Origin of the sequence: Vogesella mureinivorans (genome assembly GCF_007644035.1) — a bacterium.
GTDB classification, from domain to species: Bacteria; Pseudomonadota; Gammaproteobacteria; order Burkholderiales; family Chromobacteriaceae; genus Vogesella; species Vogesella mureinivorans.
Window position 1 is genome coordinate 79,729 of the sequence record NZ_VMTV02000512.1, and the last position, 16,876, is coordinate 96,604.

A 16,876-nucleotide genomic window follows, 5' to 3' on the forward strand; every position below is an offset into this window, starting at 1 on the left:
TTTTATAAGGAGCATGGCGCATGAGCAAACTGTTGATTCTTTACACCGGTGGCACCATCGGCATGGCGCCCACCCCCGCTGGCCTGGCCCCCGTGCCGGGCTACCTGCCAGCCCAGCTGCAGCGCCTGGCGCGCGACGGCGTAAGCTGGGACGTGGTGGAGTACCCGCAGCTGATCGACTCGTCCGCCATTACCGTGGCCGACTGGCAAAAGCTGGTGGCCGACCTGGCCGCCGCCTACGAGTGCTACGACGGCTTTGTGGTGATTCACGGCACCGACACCATGGCCTACACCGCCAGCGTGCTGGCCTTTGCGCTGGAAAACCTGGCCAAGCCAGTGATCGTGACCGGCTCGCAGCTACCGCTGGGCCACCCGCGCAGCGATGGCTGGGGCAACCTGGCCGATGCCATCGAGGCCGCTTGCCAGCCAGCGCTGCACGAGGTTGCCATCGCCTTTAACCGCCTGCTGCTGCGCGGCTGCCGTGCGCGCAAGGTAGACGCCGCCAGCTTTGCCGGCTTTGATAGCCCCAACGCCGCGCCGCTGGCCCGCTTTGGCATTCACGCCGGCTGGGACACCGCACAGTGGCGCCGTGGCAGTGGCAGCTTCCGTGCCGTGCTGCCGCAGCCGGCCAGCATCCGCAGCGGCTTCTTGCTGCCAGGCAGCATGGCGGCCGACTTTGGCCGCTGGTTGGCCGCAGACACCCCGCAGGCGGCCATCCTGCACAGCTACGGCAACGGCAACACGCCAGACGACGCCGCGCTGCTGGACGGCGTGCGTGTGGCCAGTGCGCGCGGCTGCCTGGTGGTGAACCTGACACAATGCGGCAAAGGCGCGGTAGAAGTAGGCGCCTACGCGGCTAGCCAGCCGTTGGCGCAGGCCGGCGCGCTAGCCGGCGGCGACATGACGCCGGAAGCGGCCAACGCCAAGCTGCTTTATCTGCTGTCGCAGGGCCTCAGCACACCCGCTTTACGCCAGTCCTGGGCCGCTAATCTGCGCGGTGAGGTCTCGCTGGCTGATTAAAAAATGTGCAGTGCCGGAAAAACATTGTGCGTCATGGGTTTAGGGCATCTGTCCACAACCACCCCACAGCACTTTCCCGTACCGGCGTGCATAAAGCGCGGCAGGTGATTAAAAAATAGTCAGCCGCGCTTTATGCCTGCCGTATCAAGCACTTGCCCGTCTTTTCCACAGCCCGCCCACACCCTTGCTCCCACTGGGTGTGGGCGTTTTGTCTTAATGCATGCTTGGGCCGTGTCTGGCAGGGTGTGAACAGCCAAGGCAGGGCCTGCCGCGCAGGGATTGCTTAAAAAATAGGCTAATAGTGCTTTATTTCGATAAATCATCAGCTTGTGGCACTTTTCCACAGCCCGCCCACACCCTTGCTCCCACAGGATGTGGGCGTTTTTACGCATACTATGGATAGCCGGGCCCGCTGTGCCGCCCTGTGCTGCAGGCGGGTAACAGGGCAGGGCGGTTGCCGCGTATAATGGGCGGCATATGTCTGACGCTTGCCCCCCTGTACGCATTGCCATTGTCGGCCCCGAATCCTGCGGTAAAAGCACCTTGGCCGCACAGCTGGCCAGCCGGCTGCAGCAGCACGGCGTGGTGGCGGTAGCGGTGGCAGAGTACGCCCGTGCCTACTATGCCCACCGGCCTTACCAGCCCAGTGCCGCCGATATCCTGGCCATTGCCCGCGGGCAGCTGGCCGCCGAGCAGGCCGCTTGCGACGCCGGTGCCAGCGTACTGCTGTGCGATACCACGGTGCTGACCTGCCGTATCTGGGCCGAGGTCGCCTTTGGCCAGGCCGAGCCGGCACTGCTGGCCATCAACCAGCCGCATCGCTACACGCAGACGCTGCTTACCGCGCCCGACCTGCCATGGCAGCCGGACCCGCTACGCAGCCACCCCGATAGCCGCGACTGGCTGTTTGGCCTGTACCGCGATGCCTTGCAGGCGGCCGGTGTGCCGTATCAGCTGGTAGCAGGGCAGGGGGCGCAGCGCCAGGCGGCTGCGTGGGCGGCACTGCGGCGGGTACTGCCGCAGCTGCCTGTTTTTTAGGCAGGCATGGCTTTCGCCTTACGGCTCAGCCAGTTAGGCTGTTTGTCCACAGCCGGTGCACAAGGCTGTCCCGCAGCGGTGTGGAAAGTAAAACCGGGCTGATGAAAAAACAGTCAGCCAGAAAATGGCAAGAACAAACAAAGGCTTGTGGCGCTTGTCCACAGCCGGCACACAGCCCTGTCAAAAGGCAGTGTGCACAACCCCTGTGAACAGAACCATGAACGAAATCTACGAACTGAGCGGCGACTACATCCCGCTGTGCGACCTGCTGAAAACCTGCGGTGTGTGCGACACCGGCGGCATGGCCAAGCACTTTATTGCCGAGGGCAATGTGCTGGTAGACGGCCAGGTAGAGCTGCGCAAGACCAACAAGATCCGTGTAGGCCAGCTGGTGTCCGGCGAGGGCTTTACCATCAAGGTAGTAGCCGCAGCGTGAGTACCTTGCAAGCCATCGGCCCAGAAGCGTTCGACGACGACTTCGACCCGCAGCCAGAGCCCCCCGAAGCGCCGGACGACTACGCCTGCTGCCACAGCGGCTGCCAGCCCTGTGTCTGGGATATTTACGATTCTGCGGTAAGTGAACACCGCCAGAAGCTGGCCGCCTGGCAGCTGCGCGAAACCGCACGCCAGGCCCGCGCAGCAAACAAAGGCCCTGATGAACAGCATTGATCTGCACTTTCACTCCACGGCGTCCGACGGCGGGCTCGCCCCGGCCGAGGTGATACGCCGTGCCGCCGAGCGCGGCGCCACCCTGCTGGCGCTAACCGACCACGACTGCACCGCCGGCCTGGCCGAGGCTGCCGCTACTGCCGCCGCCTGCGGTGTGCCCTTTCTGAACGGGGTCGAGGTGTCGGTGAGCTGGCAGCAGCGCCATACCGTGCACATTGTCGGCCTGGGCATTGATGCGGCCAACCCGGTGCTGCAAGCCGGGCTGAAATCCATCCGCGATGGCCGCGTAGAGCGTGCGCGCCAGATGTCGGCCTCGCTGGAAAAAGCCGGCATCCACGGCGCCTTCGACGGTGCCATGCGCTTTGCCGGCAACCCGGAAATGGTTGGCCGCACCCACTTTGCCCGCTATCTGGTGCAAAGCGGCGAGGTAAAAGACGTCAAAACCGTGTTCCGCAAATACCTGACCAACGGCAAACCGGGCTATGTGCCGCACGAGTGGGCCAGCCTGGAAGACGCCGTGGCGTGGATACGCGCCGCCGGCGGCATGGCGGTGATCGCCCACCCCGGGCGCTACGATATGGGGCGCACGCTGATCGAGCGGCTGATACTGGATTTCAAGGCCGCTGGCGGCGAAGCCATTGAAATCGCCAGCGGTAGCCACAGCCTGGACGACATGATCAAGTTTGCCCTGCACGCCCAGCGCCACGAGCTGTACGCCAGCGCCGGCAGCGACTTTCACGCGCCGGGCGAGGGCGGGCGCGATGTAGGCAGCACCCAGCCGCTGCCCCCCATCTGCCAGCCGGTCTGGCTACCGTTGGCCGCGCGCATCCAGCAGCCTGCGGCCAACCTAGCGAGCTAATGCCATGTCCCAGTTCTTTGTGATTCACCCGGAAAACCCGCAGGCACGGCTGATACGCGAAGCCGCCAAGATCATCCGCGACGGCGGCGTGGTGGCGTACCCCACCGACTCCTGTTACGCGCTGGGCTGCCACCTGGGCGACAAGAAAGCCATGGAGCGCCTGCTGGCCATCCGCCAGATCGACCTCAAGCACCACCTGACGCTGGTGTGCGCTGATTTGTCGTCGCTGGCGGCGTATGCCCGTGTGGATAACGGCCAGTTTCGCCTGCTGAAGGCCGCCACGCCGGGCAGCTTCACCTTTATTCTGGAAGCCAGCCGCGACGTGCCCAAGCGCACGCTGCACCCCAAGCGCGCCACCATCGGCCTGCGTGTGCCGGAAAACACCGTGGCGCTGGCGCTGCTGGCAGAGCTGGGCGAGCCCATTTTGTCCTGTACCCTGCAGCTGCCGGGTGACGACGCGCCGCTCACCGACCCTTACGAAATCCGCGAGCGGCTGGAACATCTGGTAGAACTGGTGATCGATGGAGGCTGGTGTGGCACCGAGCCCACCACCGTCATCGACATGACCGACGGCGTGGCGCTGATTCGCCAGGGCAAGGGCGACCCCGCGCGCCTGGGCCTGTAACCCTGCAAGGACCGCATCTTGGAAGAACTCAACCTGATCCAGAAGATTTCCGTATACGCACTGCCGGTATTGTTTGCCATTACCCTGCACGAAGCCGCGCACGCCTACGTGGCCAAGTACTGGGGCGACAGCACCGCCTACAACCTGGGCCGTGTGTCGCTGAACCCGCTGCGCCATATCGATCTGGTGGGTACCATCCTGCTGCCGCTGATGTGCCTGGCCGTGGGCGGTTTCCTGTTTGGCTGGGCCAAGCCGGTGCCGGTACGCTTTGGCAACCTGCGCAATGTACGTACCGGCATGCGCTGGGTTGCCGCCGCCGGCCCGCTGGCCAACTTTGCCATGGCAGTACTGTGGGTGCTGCTCTTCAAGCTGGCCGTGGTGATGAACAACGCCTATAGCGAGCCGCTGGCGCTGATGAGCCAGGCCGGTATCGGCATCAACGTGGTACTGATGGTGCTGAACCTGATGCCACTGCTGCCGCTGGACGGTGGCCGTATCGTGGAAAGCCTGCTGCCGCCGGGCCTGGCGTACCAGTATTCCCGGCTGGAGCCGTACGGCATGTGGATACTGCTGGCGCTGGTGTTTACCCGCACGCTGTCGCCCATCCTGAGTCCGTTTATCGAAATCGTACTGAACCTGCTCTACCTGCTGGTAAGAGCCTGACCTTTTTCTGAAAGCCATACATGTTTGCCAACCGTATTCTTTCCGGCATGCGCCCCACCGGCAGCCTGCACCTGGGCCACTATCACGGCGTAATCAAGAACTGGGTAGAGCTGCAGCACAGCCACGAATGCTTCTTCATGGTGGCCGACTGGCACGCGCTGACCACCAACTTTGACGACGTTTCCATCATCGGCAAATCCATCAACGAGATGGTGATCGACTGGCTGGCCTCCGGCGTGGACCCGGAAAAATCCACCATCTTCGTGCAGTCCAAAGTGCCACAGCACGCCGAGCTGCACCTGGCGCTGTCCATGGTGACGCCGCTGGGCTGGCTGGAACGCGTGCCTACCTACAAAGACCAGATGGACAAGCTGAGCCATAAAGACCTCACCACTTACGGCTTTCTGGGCTACCCGCTGCTGCAGGCCGCCGACATCCTGGTGTACAAAGCCGGCCTGGTGCCGGTAGGCGAAGACCAGGTGCCGCATATTGAGCTCACCCGCGAAGTGGCGCGCCGCTTCAACCACATGTTTGGCCGCGAGCCGAACTTTGAAGAGCTGGCCAAGGCCGCGGTGAAGAAAATCGGCAAAGCCGGCAAGCAGTTCGAGCAGCTGCGCACCGCCTACCTGCAAGACGGCAATACCGAGTCGCTGGAAAAAGCGCGCGAGATCCTGGCGCAAAGCCAGAACCTGGGCGGCGCCGACCGCGAGCGCCTGCTGGGCTGGCTGGAAAACAAGGGCAAGATCATCCTGCCGGAGTGCGAGGCCAAGCTGACCGCCGCCTCCAAAATGCCGGGCCTGGACGGGCAGAAGATGTCCAAGTCCTACGGCAACACCATCACCATGCGCGAAGCACCCGAAGCGGTCACCAAAAAGATTCGCGGCATGCCCACCGACCCGGCACGTGTGCGCCGCACCGACGCCGGCAACCCGGCCAAGTGCCCGGTATGGCAGCTGCACGAGGTGTACAGCGACGGCGCCACCAAAGAGTGGGTGAAAGCGGGCTGTACCAGCGCCGGCATCGGCTGCCTGGACTGCAAACAGCCGGTGATCGACGCCGTGGTGCGCGAGCAGCAGCCCATGTTCGAGCGTGCCGAGAAATACCTGAGCAACCCCAAACTGGTGCAAGAGATTCTGGCCGCAGGCAACGCCCGCGCCGAGCAGGTGGCCCGCGCCACCATGAACGACGTACGCCAGGCCATGGGGCTGGGCTACTGATACCGTAAACGGTATGGCCCGTAAAAAAGGTTGGCCGCAGTGCATGCGGCCAACCTTTTTTTGTGCCCTGTCGGTATCACCGCCATCCAGCGCCAGCTGCACGGGCCATGGCGTCAACCGCGCCTAGTGTGTCTGCGTCAGCATATGCGGTGCCAGCAAGGTATCCCAGCTATGCCGTATCCGCCGGTACTCGTCGGCACAGCCCTCGGCACGCTCGGCCGGTAGCTGGCCGCTGACAATCATGTCGTCAAAAGCGTCTGGCTGTGCCCCGTATAGCCAGCACATCACATTGTAGAAACGCTGTTCGTTTAGCGCGTGGCTGTCGGCCAGCGCTTCCATTTCGTACTCGCCGCTGGCGTTCAGCTGAAACCAGGTCGCCACATGGCCGATCTGTGCCACGCTGTTGGCAAACACCTGCTCGCTGTCACTATCCGGCTCGCCCAGCAGCGACACCACGGCCAGCTGGTCGGCCACATCCTCTTCGCGCCCGGTGGCCGGTAGCGCCAGCTCGTGTACCAGGGCGTGGCCCAGCTCATGCATAAACACAAAGCTCAGCACCCCTTGCAGATACGCCTCTTGCTCGGCCGCTGGCAGCTTTTGCGCCAGTGCCTGCTCCTGCAGCTCCACAATCAGCTCGTAGCACAGCGTAATGCTGTGTGCCTCCGGGTCGAAAAAGGCATTGCTGACACCACACTCCGCCGTGGCGACGTCGATATCACGCGGCAAACGAAACTGCGCATTCAGGCTATGCACCACCTCATCCAGCCAGCGCTCCTGTTTGGCCTGCTTGTACAAGCTGCGCAGCGCGCCGGTTTGGGGGGCCAGGTACACGGCCACAAAGCGCCCGTACGCCGGTAGCTGGGTACGCGGGGAAGACGCCTGCGTGGCGGCGGCATTGGCATCAGGCTGGCTGCAGCCGGGCAGGGTAGCCAGCAGGGCAGCAGTAAGCAGAAGCGTGGCTAGGCGAGTCATGGTGAACCTGGCGTACAATGATGGTCTGGCCAGTATAGGGGCGCCCCGCAACGCCCCGGATTGTTCAATAAATGCATATTGCCTGCCGGCCAGAGCGCCTGCGGCAGGTAAGAGACACCATGACCGACACCGCCTTCCAGCTTACCCCGCCAGCCCTGCCCGCCAGCGTGCCCATTGCCCATGTTTTCGGCCAGCCGGTGCTGGAAGTACCGCAAGACCTGTTCATCCCCCCCGATGCCCTGCAGCTGATCCTGGAAAGCTTCGAAGGCCCGCTGGACCTGCTGCTCTACCTGATCCGCAAGCAGAACCTGGACGTGCTCAACATCCCCATGGCCGAGGTCACCGCGCAGTACATGGGCTATATCGACGCCATGCGCGACGGCCGGCTGGAGCTGGCTGCCGAATACCTGCTGATGGCCGCGCTGCTGATCGAAATCAAATCGCGCCTGCTGCTGCCGCGCCCGCCGGTAGAAGGCGACGACGACCCGGACGACCCGCGCGCCGAGCTGGTGCGCCGCCTGCTGGAATACGAGCAAATGAAGCTGGCCGCGCTGGCGCTGGACAAGCTGCCGCAAGCCGACCGCGACTTTGCCTGGCTGGCCGTGCTGGTAGAGCAGTCCGCCGAGCAGCGCTTGCCCGACGTCAGCCCGCTAGACCTGCGCCAGGCCTGGCTGGCCATCCTGTCGCGCGCCAAGCACAACCGCCACCACAAGGTAGAAAAAGACGAGCTGTCGGTGCGCGAACAGATGAGCTGGATCCTGCGCTACCTGGACGGCCGCGACTACGTGTCGTTTGAAGAGCTGTTCGACATCCAGAAAGGCGTGGCCCACCTGGTAGTGAACTTCATCGCCGTACTGGAGCTGGTGAAAGAGGGCATGGTGAAAGTCAGCCAGGACGAGCCGTACCAGCCCATCTACGTGCGGCTGGCGCTGGTGTAGCCCGCTAATCATCGTGGGGTGGATTAATCATGGCGATGACAGGGCTCGTCAGTGCGGGGTGATCGGTCCGTTTTGGCCGTGAAGCAAAGCGGCTCAGACTCGCCCTGGCGTGGTGTTGGCCAGTGAGCGAAACTCTCTGCACATGTGTGCCTGATCGCTAAAACCGAATTGTAGTGCCACCTCTGCCAGCCTGGCGTCGGGGTGTAACAACAGGAAACTGGCGGCATTTCTTACCCGCAAGATACGTTGATACTGTTTGGGCGTCATATCCAGCCATTGCCGGAACAGCCGCTCTATCTGGCGTTGGCCGCGTGGCAGTGATGTGTCGGGCAAGGCGGGTGAATCAGCGATTGCCAGTGCCTGTAATGCACTCTGCAACGCAGATGGAACCAGCTGCCGTAAAACAAGATGCACCTCTGCCCAGTTGCTGAGTAGCTCAAGGTGGCGGTGCGTATCGTCACAATCCGACAATCGCTGGTAGAGAGGATAAAGCGCATGGCGGTGATCGTCGGTGGGGGCAAGCCGCGTCATGCCTTCATAGTGCTGGCCAAGAACACCATATGCTGTTGCCGGATGAAAGCGTATGCCAGCAAGGCGAGAACCGGGGTATAGCGTCACCTCGCCTGATGATTTAGCTACCGGGCACAGAATCACCCCGTGCGGTAGGCCGATATCATCAATTTCGATCTTGCCGGCCTGTGCAAACAGAATGCCGCTGCTGGCATCAGAGTAAAGGCGTCTGATAACCGGCACGGGGTGATCGGCGCATACAGTAGCAGACCATACGGCCTGCACCACGGCTTCAAGCTGCTTGTCAGGCTTGCGCAGCTTGAAGTCGAACGCACTGGATTTAACGTGGTTTGTTATGGCTGGCTACCTCGGGTTTGAATGCCTTCACCAGACGATTCCAGCTATTAATGGCATTGACCGCAATGGTCAGATCCACCACGGCCTGCTCGCCTAGCGTTGCTTTTGCATCGTGAAAGTGCTGATCCTCAATACGTTGACCGGACGTCACTAACTCGGCCCAGCCCAGTGCTGCACGTTCCGTGGAACTGTATATCGGCATATCGCGCCAAGCGCTCAAGCCTATCATGCGCGTGTAACTTTCTCCGCCCTCGTGTGCCTCATTGCTGTGGAGGTCAAGACAAAACGCACACTGGTTAATCTGTGAAACCCGCAGCTTGACCAGCTCCCAGACCGCAAGCGTCAGCGTGTCTGACCGTGCAAACTGTTCATGCAGGTAGCTTTCTTGCGCCATCAGGATCTTCATGGCCGGTGTGGCGAAGGCAAAGTAGTCGATACGCATGGTGGTGGTTCCCTGTGAGTAGAGACGCCAGCTTACTTAGGCGTGCCGACCCGCTCTTGAATAAAACCGACATGGCGTGCCGGTTTTCAGGGCCGTAGGTTGGGCTGAATGAAATGAAGCCCAACGTTTACCGCGATTCGCAATAAATTCCGCGCAGGATGAGACAATGTTCGGCTCGGTAAACGCTGGGCTTCGCTGCGCTCAACCCAAGCTGCCATGCCGGTGGCCACGCCACGCTTTGCCCACCCTACTTGCTATCGGCGTCTTCTTCAAAAATCAGAAAGCCTTCTCCATCATAAGCACCCACGATCATCATGGTGTTGCCTTGGCGTAAGTGCGCCAGTGCAAAGAAAAGCCAGGGGACGCAGTTTTCGGCTACGGCTGTGATCAGCGTTTGCTTCAGAAGTCGCACACCCGAATAAAGGTAGTAGATATCACCGTCTATCAGATGGGCGGGTAAGTCGGCTTCGCCAATGTCCAGATAAGGTTCCCGAACCAGTAGCTCGGTGACGTGCCGTGCCTGCAGGTAATCGGCGAGCATGGCGGTGCCGTCATCTGCTGAAGAGCCGCTGCCGTTAGTAAAACTGCCATCCGGTAGTGGCTGTCCGTTTATGCTGGTGATCCGCAGTGAAGCGTAAGAACAAGGGCTTACCGGTAGGCTGAAGTCTGCCGCAAGCGCCTCAAGGTATGCGATGGCGGCGGTTCTTGCCTGGCCATGCATCAGGGGGATGACGCGATGTTGAGAGCTGGGTGCCATTCGGTTTCCTTCATACAAGACGGTATCTACGTCTAGTTATCCGTTTGATGATAAGGCAAATGCCATACGGGCAAAACGCTTTGCGGCCAACCTTGCTTTACACCCCATCTCGCGCCCATCACACCGGCCGTGGCATCATAAAACCCGCCGCACCCGCACATCCCTGAACCACTGCCCACTCCCACGCGGCCTACCCAAACGAAAGCCCCCATGCGTACCTTTGCCCTGTTTGTTGTGACCGCGCTGGCCGAGATCATTGGCTGCTATTTGCCGTGGCTGTGGCTGAAGCAGGGGGCGTCGGCCTGGCTGCTGCTGCCGGCGGCCGCCAGCCTGGCGCTGTTTGCCTGGCTGCTGACACTGCACCCGGACGCGTCTGGCCGCATCTACGCGGCGTATGGCGGGGTGTACGTGAGCGTGGCGCTGTTGTGGCTATGGGCGGTGGATGGCGTGCGGCCAACCCTGTGGGATGCTGGCGGTGTAGCGCTATGTCTGGCAGGTATGCTGGTGATCATGCTGGCACCGCGTACTGCAGGGTAGGGCTGTTCTTTCCGCGCGGGAGCGGCTAGTATTTCTATAAATATTCCGCTCGTCTTGCCATGCGTATCGAAGCCGCCAGCGTGCTGCACAGCCACGCTTACCCCGCGTATTTCCAGCAGTGCCGTGCCGATGGCTGCGAGCACTACCGCCATAGCCAGGCCACGCCTGCGGTGTTTTACCAGCAGGTGCTGGACCATGCCGCCGGCCGCCACCTGCCGCCGGGCTACGTGCCTACGCAGACCTGGTTTGCGCTGGACGAGGGCGGTGACATTCTGGGCGCCATCCGCCTGCGCCTGGGCAGCACGCCGTTTATCCTGGACCAATGCGGCCATATCGGTTACGAGGTGCGCCCGGCGGCGCGTGGCCTGGGGGTGGCGGGCTGCCTGCTGGCGTACGTGCAGCAGCACGGGTCGCCGCAGTTGGATGGTGGCTGGCTGATTACTTGTGCCGATGACAATAGCGCGTCGCAGCGGGTGATCAGCCGCGCCGGCGGCGTACTACTGACCGCCACGGCGCAGGGGCAGGGCGAGGCGTGGCTGCGCTACTATCATCTGCCGTCGCGCCGGTATTGAAACAGCCGTACCGGTGGGCAAAAAATCGTGTAAAATCCGCGCCTTCCGTTCTGTTTTGCCCGTCTTGCGGCTGTCATGTCCACCATTACCGACCTCAATTACCTGAAGATCGTGCTGGAAACCGCCCTGCTTACCGCGCAGGAACCGTTAACCGTGGGCCAGCTGAAAAAGCTGTTCACCGAAGACGTGAAAGCGGCCTTGATCAATGACATCCTGGACGAGGTGCAGCAAAACTGGAAAGGCCGCGGGGTAGAGCTGGTCAAGCTGGCTTCTGGCTGGCGCTTTCGCGCGCGCGCCGAATTTACCCCGTACCTGGCCCGGCTTACGCCGGAAAAGCCGCCGCGTTATTCGCGTGCGGTCATGGAAACACTGGCCATCATCGCCTATAAACAGCCGGTTACCCGTGGCGATATCGAAGCCATACGCGGTGTATCGGTGTCTACCAGTGTGATGCAGACCCTGCTGGAGCGGGGCTGGATCGAAGTCATCGGGCACAAAGACGTGCCCGGACGCCCGGGGCTATACGCCAGCACGCACAAGTTTCTCGACGACCTCGGGTTTCATACCCTGCGTGATTTGCCGCCATTGGCCGAGCTGTCCACCTTGGTGGTCAGCGAGCCGGCGCCACCGGACGAAGAGCCCCTCGCTGATGAGGCGCCCCAATAAGCGCATCGCCCACACCGGCCCCGCCGGGCAAGGCCATGCCGGGAAGGCAGTACTCAGCCTGCGCATGCAGCTGCCTTCCGCACAGCTAAACAGGAAACACCATGTCTAAAGGACAACGCAATACCTCCCGCCAACCCGTGGCCCGCGTACGTGGCCAGGAAAGCGGCCAACCCCGCCAGCCCGATATGGGCCGCAGCGGTGGCGGCAGCAAGCCGTCCGGCCGTGGCAAACCCACCGGCAATTTTCTGACCCCGCGCAACGCCCCGGCCGCGCCGCAGGGCAAACCGGCCCCGGCTGCGCGCCGCGATGCCGCGCCGATCAACCCGGAAGGCCGCCGCGCCCCGGTAAACTACGATACCCGCCGCGCTGCGCCAGTACGTGGCGAGGCCGCGCTGCAGCACGAGCGCCGCTTTGGCAATAAAAACGCCGCCATGCCGGCCTCCGACGCCCCGCAGCCAGAATTCGGCAAGGCCCGCCGCGAAGGCCCGGCCCCGAAAGTACAGCGCGCCAAAAAGCTGGCACTGCGTGCGCCGAAGCAGGAAATCGTGGACCGCTCCGCCCGCCTGCGCGAAACCCGCGTGGATTACAGCAAGATCGAGCCGATCCGCCTGCAAAAAGCGTTGGCCGCGTCCGGTGTGGGCTCGCGCCGTGAAATGGAAGAGTGGATCGAAGCCGGCTTTATCACGGTAAACGGCAAAAAAGCCGCGCTGGGTGACAAGGTTGGCCCGCAAGACCGCGTGACGGCCAAAGGCAACCCGATCAAGCTGAAGTGGGCCGACCGCCTGCCACGCGTGATCATGTACCACAAGCAGGAAGGCGAAATCGTTACCCGTGACGACCCGGAAGGCCGCGTGACCGTGTTCGACCGCCTGCCGCAAGCCAAATCCAGCCGCTGGGTTGCCATCGGCCGCCTGGACGTGAACACCTCTGGCCTGCTGCTGATTACCACCAGCGGCGAGCTGGCCAACCGCATGATGCATCCTAGCTTCGAGTTTGACCGCGAGTACTCGGTACGCGTGCTGGGCGAGCTGACCCGCGAGCAGATGCAGGAAATGACCAAGGGCGTCGAGCTGGAAGACGGCCCGGCGGTGTTCCAGCGCGTGAGCGAAAAGGGTGGCGCGGAAGAGGGTGCCAACCGCTGGTACAACGTGGTGATCCGCGAAGGCCGCAACCGCGAAGTGCGCCGCATGTTCGAACACTTCGGCCTCACCGTAAGCCGCCTGATCCGCGTGCGTTTTGGTAACATCGGCCTGCCCCCGCGCCTGAAGCGTGGCCAGTACTATGAGCTGAACGAGGCGGAAGTAGCAGCGGTCATGAAATGGGCGGGCCTGACGGCAACCGGCCAGGCTAAAACCGGCAAGCGCGACTAGACATCACGCTGATAACGCCTCCGCTGTTGCGGGGGCGTTTTGTTTTTGTAACGAGGTAACCATGAGCAAGGCCTTTACCCGAGAGCAGGACGAAGACGCCGACGACGATCTGCCGGCAGAGCAGCGCCTGCCTGCGTCTACCAAGAACTACATTACCCCCGCTGGCTGGGAGCGCCTGCGCCAGGAGCTGAACCAGCTGGTAAAGCACGAGCGCCCGCACATGACCCAGGTGGTGAACTGGGCGGCCAGCAACGGCGACCGCTCGGAAAACGGCGACTACCTGTACGGCAAACGCCGCCTGCGCGAGATCGACCGCCGCATCCGCTTTCTGACCAAGCGGCTGGAGATCGCCGAAGTGGTGGACCCGGAACGGCGCGAAGCCACCGACCAGGTGTTTTTCTCGGCCACGGTGGATATCCTGCGCGGCAATGGCAGCGAGCAGACGCTCAGCATTGTGGGGGTAGACGAGATCGACCTGGCGCGCGGCCATATCAGCTGGATTTCACCCATCGCCCGCGTACTGCTGAAAGCGCGGGAGGGCGATAGCGTGTATTTTCGCGGGCCGGATGGCGAGGAGGAGATCGAGATTCTGGCGGTGCGCTACCAGCGCATCGGGGAGTAGGGCGCTGTCTATTGTATGCAGTGGTGGGGGGCGTGCAGGGTGGCTGGCGCAGTAGCCAGCGTGTTGGCCGCTCAGCTCTGCGGGCGGGCCATGACCTGGTTCACCTTTAGCCAGCCTTCGGTGGCCTGCTGGCCGGCTTCGCCAAAGGCTTGCAGCAGCAGGCGCGCCTGCTCGCGGTGCAGCGCTTCTTCCAGCTTGCGGCCTTCTTCGGTCAGGCGCAGCTCTTTCACGCGCTTGTCGTGCTCGGCGGTACCTGCCTCGACCAGGTCCATTTCCATCAGCTGGCGCAGCGGAATATTGATGGCCTGTTTGGTCACGCCCAGACAGGCCAGCAGGTCTTTTACCGATAGCCCGGGGTGCAGGGCCACAAAGAACAGAATGCGGTGGTGTACGCGCGCCAGGCCACGTTTGGCCAGCATTTCGTCCGGCTTGTCGGTAAAGGCCTGATAGGCATGAAAAAACGCCTTCATCGCATCGCGTAACAATGTGTTTGTGGGGGTGGAATTCATGTTGACGTGCTCGTCACAAAGCGTTAATTTGGTCAAACAATTTGACGTAAAAACAATACGTGTCTGCCAAGGAGAGTAACATGTTTTCAGAACGCATCGAACGCCTGTCCGGCTCGCTGATCCGCGAGATTCTCGCCGCTGCACAGCGCCCGGAGGTGATTTCGTTTGCCGGTGGCCTGCCTGCGGCAGACTGTTTGCCCAAGCTGGATTTCAGTGGCGTACCGCCACACTTGGCGCAGTACGGCACCAGCGAAGGCGAGCCGGAATTCCGCGCTGCCATCGTGCAGGAGCTGGCGCGTATCGGCTTGGATATCGATGCCTCGCAGGTCTTGGTGCTGTCCGGCAGCCAGCAGGCGCTGGACCTGGCCGCCAAGCTGTTTATCGACCCGCACACCCCGGTGATTACCGAAGGCCCGACCTACCTGGCCGCCCTGCAGGTATTCAAGCTGTTTGGTGCCGACATCACCACCGTACAGCAAGAGCAGGGCCAGCTGCCGCCGGCCAAGCTGGCCGAGGCCATTGCCGCCAGCCAGGCCAAGCTGGCCTACCTGATTCCGTCGTTCCAGAACCCGTCTGGTGCGTGCTATAGCGAAGAAACCCGCCGCGGCCTGGCCGAGGTGATCGATGCGGCCAACATGCCGGTGATCGAGGACGACCCGTACCGTGCGCTGTCTTACGATGGCGAAGCCCCGCGCCCGCTGGTAACGCACCTGAAAAAAGCGCCGTGGATCTACTGTGGCTCCTTCTCCAAGACGCTGGCCCCGGGCCTGCGCATTGGCTACATGGTGGCCTCGCCCGAGCTGATGCCTTACCTGCTGAAGCTGAAACAGGCCGCCGATCTGCACACCAACCGCCTGGGCCAGTGGTTCAACACCCAGTGGCTGAACAGCGGTGACTACGTGGGCCACCTGAAAGAGCTGCAGCAAAGCTACAAGGTTGGCCGCGATGCCATGCAAACCGCGCTGGAAACCCACTTTGCCGACCTGGCCGACTGGCTGATACCGCAAGGCGGCCTGTTCTTCTGGCTGAAGCTGAAGCAGCCACGCGACACCCGCCCGCTGCTGAAAGTGGCGCTGGAAGAAAACAACGTAGCCTTCATGCCGGGCGAGGCGTTTTATGCCCAGCCGGAAGAGGGCATCGGCCACCTGCGCCTGAACTTCAGCCATGCCTCGCCAGAGCGCATCGAAGAAGGCATCAAGCGCCTGGCCGGCGTGATTCGCGCCGCGCAGTAAGTGCTTGGCAGGGTAAGGTTGGCCGCGGCCAACTAGCCATGCAACAAGGCCGCCAGGCATGCCTGGCGGCCTTGTGTCATCTGGACCTGCGTAGTAGCAATCAGGCGCTGATGGCGTTGTCTTCCAGCATGGTGACGCCTGGCAGACCGGAGCGGAAGACCGCTTGCTGCAGTGTCTCGATGGCTTTTTTGCGGAAGAACTGGCGGCGGGTGACCAGCAGTACCCGGCGTTGCGGGGCCGGTGCCTGGAACGGGATCACCGACAGCAAGCCCTCGTCCGCAGGGCTGACCGACGTAGCGGGTAGTACCGTCACACCCATGCCGCTGGCCACCATGTGACGGATGGTGTTCAGCGAGCTGCCTTGCACGGTGGAGGCCAGGCTGTTGGCCTGATATTGCTTGCTGGCCACTTCGCTGCAGGCTTGCAGTACCTGGTCGCGGAAGCAGTTGCCTTGCGATAGCAGCAGCACACTTTCCTCGCGCAGGTCGTCGGCCTGGATGCGCTCGCGCTTTTCCCACGGGTGGCCCTTGGGTGTGGCCACCATGAAGGGCTCGTCGTACAGCGCGTAGGCTTCGGTACCGGGCTCGTCAAACGGGTCGGCCACGATGATGGCGTCCACCTCGCCGCGCTTGAGCATTTCAGCCAGCCGCGCGGTGTAGTGTTCTTCCAGGATCAGTGGCATGTCCGGCGCCAGAATGCGCAGTGCCGGGATAAGGCGCGGCAGCAGGTAGGGGCTGATGGTAAAAATCACCCCCAGCTTCAGCGGGCCGGCCAGCTCGTTCTGGTGCTCGCCGGCCAGGCGTTTTACCGTGTCGGCTTCTTCCAGTACGCGCTGCGACTGTTCGATGATGCGCTCGCCGATTTCGGTGACAGATACCTCTTGCCCGCCGCGCTCAAACAGCGTCACGCCCAGCTCGTCTTCCAGCTTCTTGATGGCAATGGACAGCGTGGGCTGGCTGACAAAGCAGCTTTGCGCCGCGCGGCCAAAGTGGCGCTCGCGCGCCACTGCCACGATATAACGCAGTTCGGTGAGGGTCATGATTAGCGCTGGTGTTCCGGCAGCACGATATTGACTTCCAGTACCTCGAAGTCGTCCTGGCGTTCTACTTGTACCTTGATATCGTCCAGGTTGACCGAGACATACTTGGAGATCACCTCCATCAGCTCGCGTTGCAGCGCGGGCAGGTAGTCGGGTGCGCTACGGCCATTGCGCTCGTGCGCCAGGATGATTTGCAGGCGCTCGCGGGCAATGGAAGCGGTTTTCTGGCGTTTGCCAAAAATCATATCGATCAGGGACATGGC

The 16,876-nt window shown here is 62.5% G+C and carries 22 protein-coding genes; 15 read left to right on the forward strand and 7 right to left on the reverse strand.

Annotated elements, in window-relative coordinates:
- Positions 1–20 precede the first annotated feature (20 nt).
- From FLQ44_RS14055 to FLQ44_RS14090, 8 genes are all read left to right on the forward strand, one after another.
- Positions 21–1,019: an asparaginase gene (locus FLQ44_RS14055; RefSeq protein WP_147694898.1), complete on the forward strand. Its 999-nt coding sequence runs from the start codon at positions 21–23 to the stop codon at positions 1,017–1,019.
- A gap of 477 nt (positions 1,020–1,496) precedes the next feature.
- On the forward strand, positions 1,497–2,057 hold the full coding sequence (locus FLQ44_RS14060; protein WP_147694900.1) for an AAA family ATPase: 561 nt from the start codon (positions 1,497–1,499) through the stop codon (positions 2,055–2,057).
- A 217-nt stretch (positions 2,058–2,274) separates the two neighbouring features.
- On the forward strand, positions 2,275–2,493 hold the full coding sequence (locus FLQ44_RS14065; protein WP_017510111.1) for an RNA-binding S4 domain-containing protein: 219 nt from the start codon (positions 2,275–2,277) through the stop codon (positions 2,491–2,493).
- The gene (locus tag FLQ44_RS14070) at positions 2,490–2,726 is read left to right on the forward strand and encodes an oxidoreductase-like domain-containing protein (RefSeq protein ID WP_147694901.1); all 237 of its coding nucleotides are present in this window, start codon (positions 2,490–2,492) and stop codon (positions 2,724–2,726) included. The genes FLQ44_RS14065 and FLQ44_RS14070 overlap by 4 nt, the downstream gene beginning before the upstream one ends.
- Positions 2,713–3,585 (forward strand): 3',5'-nucleoside bisphosphate phosphatase, encoded by an 873-nt coding sequence (locus FLQ44_RS14075; RefSeq protein WP_147694903.1) that lies wholly within the window; start codon positions 2,713–2,715, stop codon positions 3,583–3,585. Before FLQ44_RS14070 ends, FLQ44_RS14075 begins: the two co-directional genes overlap by 14 nt.
- A 4-nt stretch (positions 3,586–3,589) precedes the next feature.
- Positions 3,590–4,210 (forward strand): L-threonylcarbamoyladenylate synthase, encoded by a 621-nt coding sequence (locus FLQ44_RS14080; RefSeq protein WP_147694905.1) that lies wholly within the window; start codon positions 3,590–3,592, stop codon positions 4,208–4,210.
- 18 nt (positions 4,211–4,228) lie between these two features.
- Positions 4,229–4,873 (forward strand): site-2 protease family protein, encoded by a 645-nt coding sequence (locus tag FLQ44_RS14085; protein ID WP_147694907.1) that lies wholly within the window; start codon positions 4,229–4,231, stop codon positions 4,871–4,873.
- A 20-nt stretch (positions 4,874–4,893) separates the two neighbouring features.
- Positions 4,894–6,090 carry a tryptophan--tRNA ligase gene (locus tag FLQ44_RS14090; protein WP_147694909.1) on the forward strand — a complete coding sequence of 399 codons (1,197 nt, stop codon included), beginning with the start codon at positions 4,894–4,896 and terminating at the stop codon, positions 6,088–6,090.
- Positions 6,091–6,213: 123 nt separating this feature from the next.
- On the opposite strand, the gene FLQ44_RS14095 is transcribed toward FLQ44_RS14090, so the two are convergent.
- On the reverse strand, positions 6,214–7,062 hold the full coding sequence (locus tag FLQ44_RS14095) for a DUF4344 domain-containing metallopeptidase (RefSeq protein WP_147694911.1): 849 nt from the start codon (positions 7,060–7,062) through the stop codon (positions 6,214–6,216).
- Between the two features lie 119 nt (positions 7,063–7,181).
- On the opposite strand from FLQ44_RS14095, the gene FLQ44_RS14100 reads away from it, so the two are divergent.
- Positions 7,182–8,000: a segregation and condensation protein A gene (locus FLQ44_RS14100; RefSeq protein ID WP_147694913.1), complete on the forward strand. Its 819-nt coding sequence runs from the start codon at positions 7,182–7,184 to the stop codon at positions 7,998–8,000.
- Positions 8,001–8,093: 93 nt separating this feature from the next.
- Here FLQ44_RS14100 and FLQ44_RS14105 read toward each other — a convergent pair whose 3' ends face one another.
- The 3 genes from FLQ44_RS14105 to FLQ44_RS14115 form a co-directional block, all read right to left on the reverse strand.
- Positions 8,094–8,798: an AraC family transcriptional regulator gene (locus tag FLQ44_RS14105; RefSeq protein WP_147694915.1), complete on the reverse strand. Its 705-nt coding sequence runs from the start codon at positions 8,796–8,798 to the stop codon at positions 8,094–8,096.
- 52 nt (positions 8,799–8,850) lie between these two features.
- A complete protein-coding gene (locus FLQ44_RS14110; RefSeq protein ID WP_147694917.1) occupies positions 8,851–9,309 on the reverse strand; it encodes a carboxymuconolactone decarboxylase family protein in 459 nt (152 codons plus the stop codon).
- A gap of 247 nt (positions 9,310–9,556) precedes the next feature.
- Positions 9,557–10,066, reverse strand: coding sequence for a hypothetical protein (locus FLQ44_RS14115; RefSeq protein ID WP_147694919.1), 510 nt, complete (start codon positions 10,064–10,066; stop codon positions 9,557–9,559).
- 210 nt (positions 10,067–10,276) lie between these two features.
- Between FLQ44_RS14115 and FLQ44_RS14120 the strand changes: the two genes are divergently transcribed.
- The 5 genes from FLQ44_RS14120 (at position 10,277) to greB (ending at position 13,833) form a co-directional block, all read left to right on the forward strand.
- Positions 10,277–10,603, forward strand: a complete 327-nt coding sequence (locus tag FLQ44_RS14120; RefSeq protein ID WP_147694921.1) for a YnfA family protein — start codon at positions 10,277–10,279, stop codon at positions 10,601–10,603.
- A gap of 59 nt (positions 10,604–10,662) precedes the next feature.
- Positions 10,663–11,175: a GNAT family N-acetyltransferase gene (locus FLQ44_RS14125; protein ID WP_147694923.1), complete on the forward strand. Its 513-nt coding sequence runs from the start codon at positions 10,663–10,665 to the stop codon at positions 11,173–11,175.
- A 75-nt stretch (positions 11,176–11,250) separates the two neighbouring features.
- Positions 11,251–11,841: an SMC-Scp complex subunit ScpB gene (gene scpB / locus FLQ44_RS14130; RefSeq protein WP_017510122.1), complete on the forward strand. Its 591-nt coding sequence runs from the start codon at positions 11,251–11,253 to the stop codon at positions 11,839–11,841.
- A 101-nt stretch (positions 11,842–11,942) separates the two neighbouring features.
- Positions 11,943–13,211: a 23S rRNA pseudouridine(2605) synthase RluB gene (gene rluB / locus FLQ44_RS14135; protein WP_147694925.1), complete on the forward strand. Its 1,269-nt coding sequence runs from the start codon at positions 11,943–11,945 to the stop codon at positions 13,209–13,211.
- Between the two features lie 61 nt (positions 13,212–13,272).
- Positions 13,273–13,833, forward strand: a complete 561-nt coding sequence (greB, locus tag FLQ44_RS14140) for a transcription elongation factor GreB (RefSeq protein ID WP_147694927.1) — start codon at positions 13,273–13,275, stop codon at positions 13,831–13,833.
- Positions 13,834–13,904: 71 nt separating this feature from the next.
- Here greB and FLQ44_RS14145 read toward each other — a convergent pair whose 3' ends face one another.
- Positions 13,905–14,342 (reverse strand): MarR family winged helix-turn-helix transcriptional regulator, encoded by a 438-nt coding sequence (locus tag FLQ44_RS14145; protein WP_026108176.1) that lies wholly within the window; start codon positions 14,340–14,342, stop codon positions 13,905–13,907.
- 80 nt (positions 14,343–14,422) lie between these two features.
- Here FLQ44_RS14145 and FLQ44_RS14150 point away from each other — a divergent pair, with 80 nt between their 5' ends.
- On the forward strand, positions 14,423–15,574 hold the full coding sequence (locus FLQ44_RS14150) for an aminotransferase-like domain-containing protein (protein ID WP_147694929.1): 1,152 nt from the start codon (positions 14,423–14,425) through the stop codon (positions 15,572–15,574).
- A 100-nt stretch (positions 15,575–15,674) separates the two neighbouring features.
- Here FLQ44_RS14150 and FLQ44_RS14155 read toward each other — a convergent pair whose 3' ends face one another.
- Positions 15,675–16,613, reverse strand: a complete 939-nt coding sequence (locus FLQ44_RS14155; protein ID WP_147694930.1) for a hydrogen peroxide-inducible genes activator — start codon at positions 16,611–16,613, stop codon at positions 15,675–15,677.
- A gap of 2 nt (positions 16,614–16,615) precedes the next feature.
- Positions 16,616–16,873 carry a cell division topological specificity factor MinE gene (gene minE / locus FLQ44_RS14160; protein WP_017510129.1) on the reverse strand — a complete coding sequence of 86 codons (258 nt, stop codon included), beginning with the start codon at positions 16,871–16,873 and terminating at the stop codon, positions 16,616–16,618.
- Between the last annotated feature and the right edge of the window lie 3 nt (positions 16,874–16,876).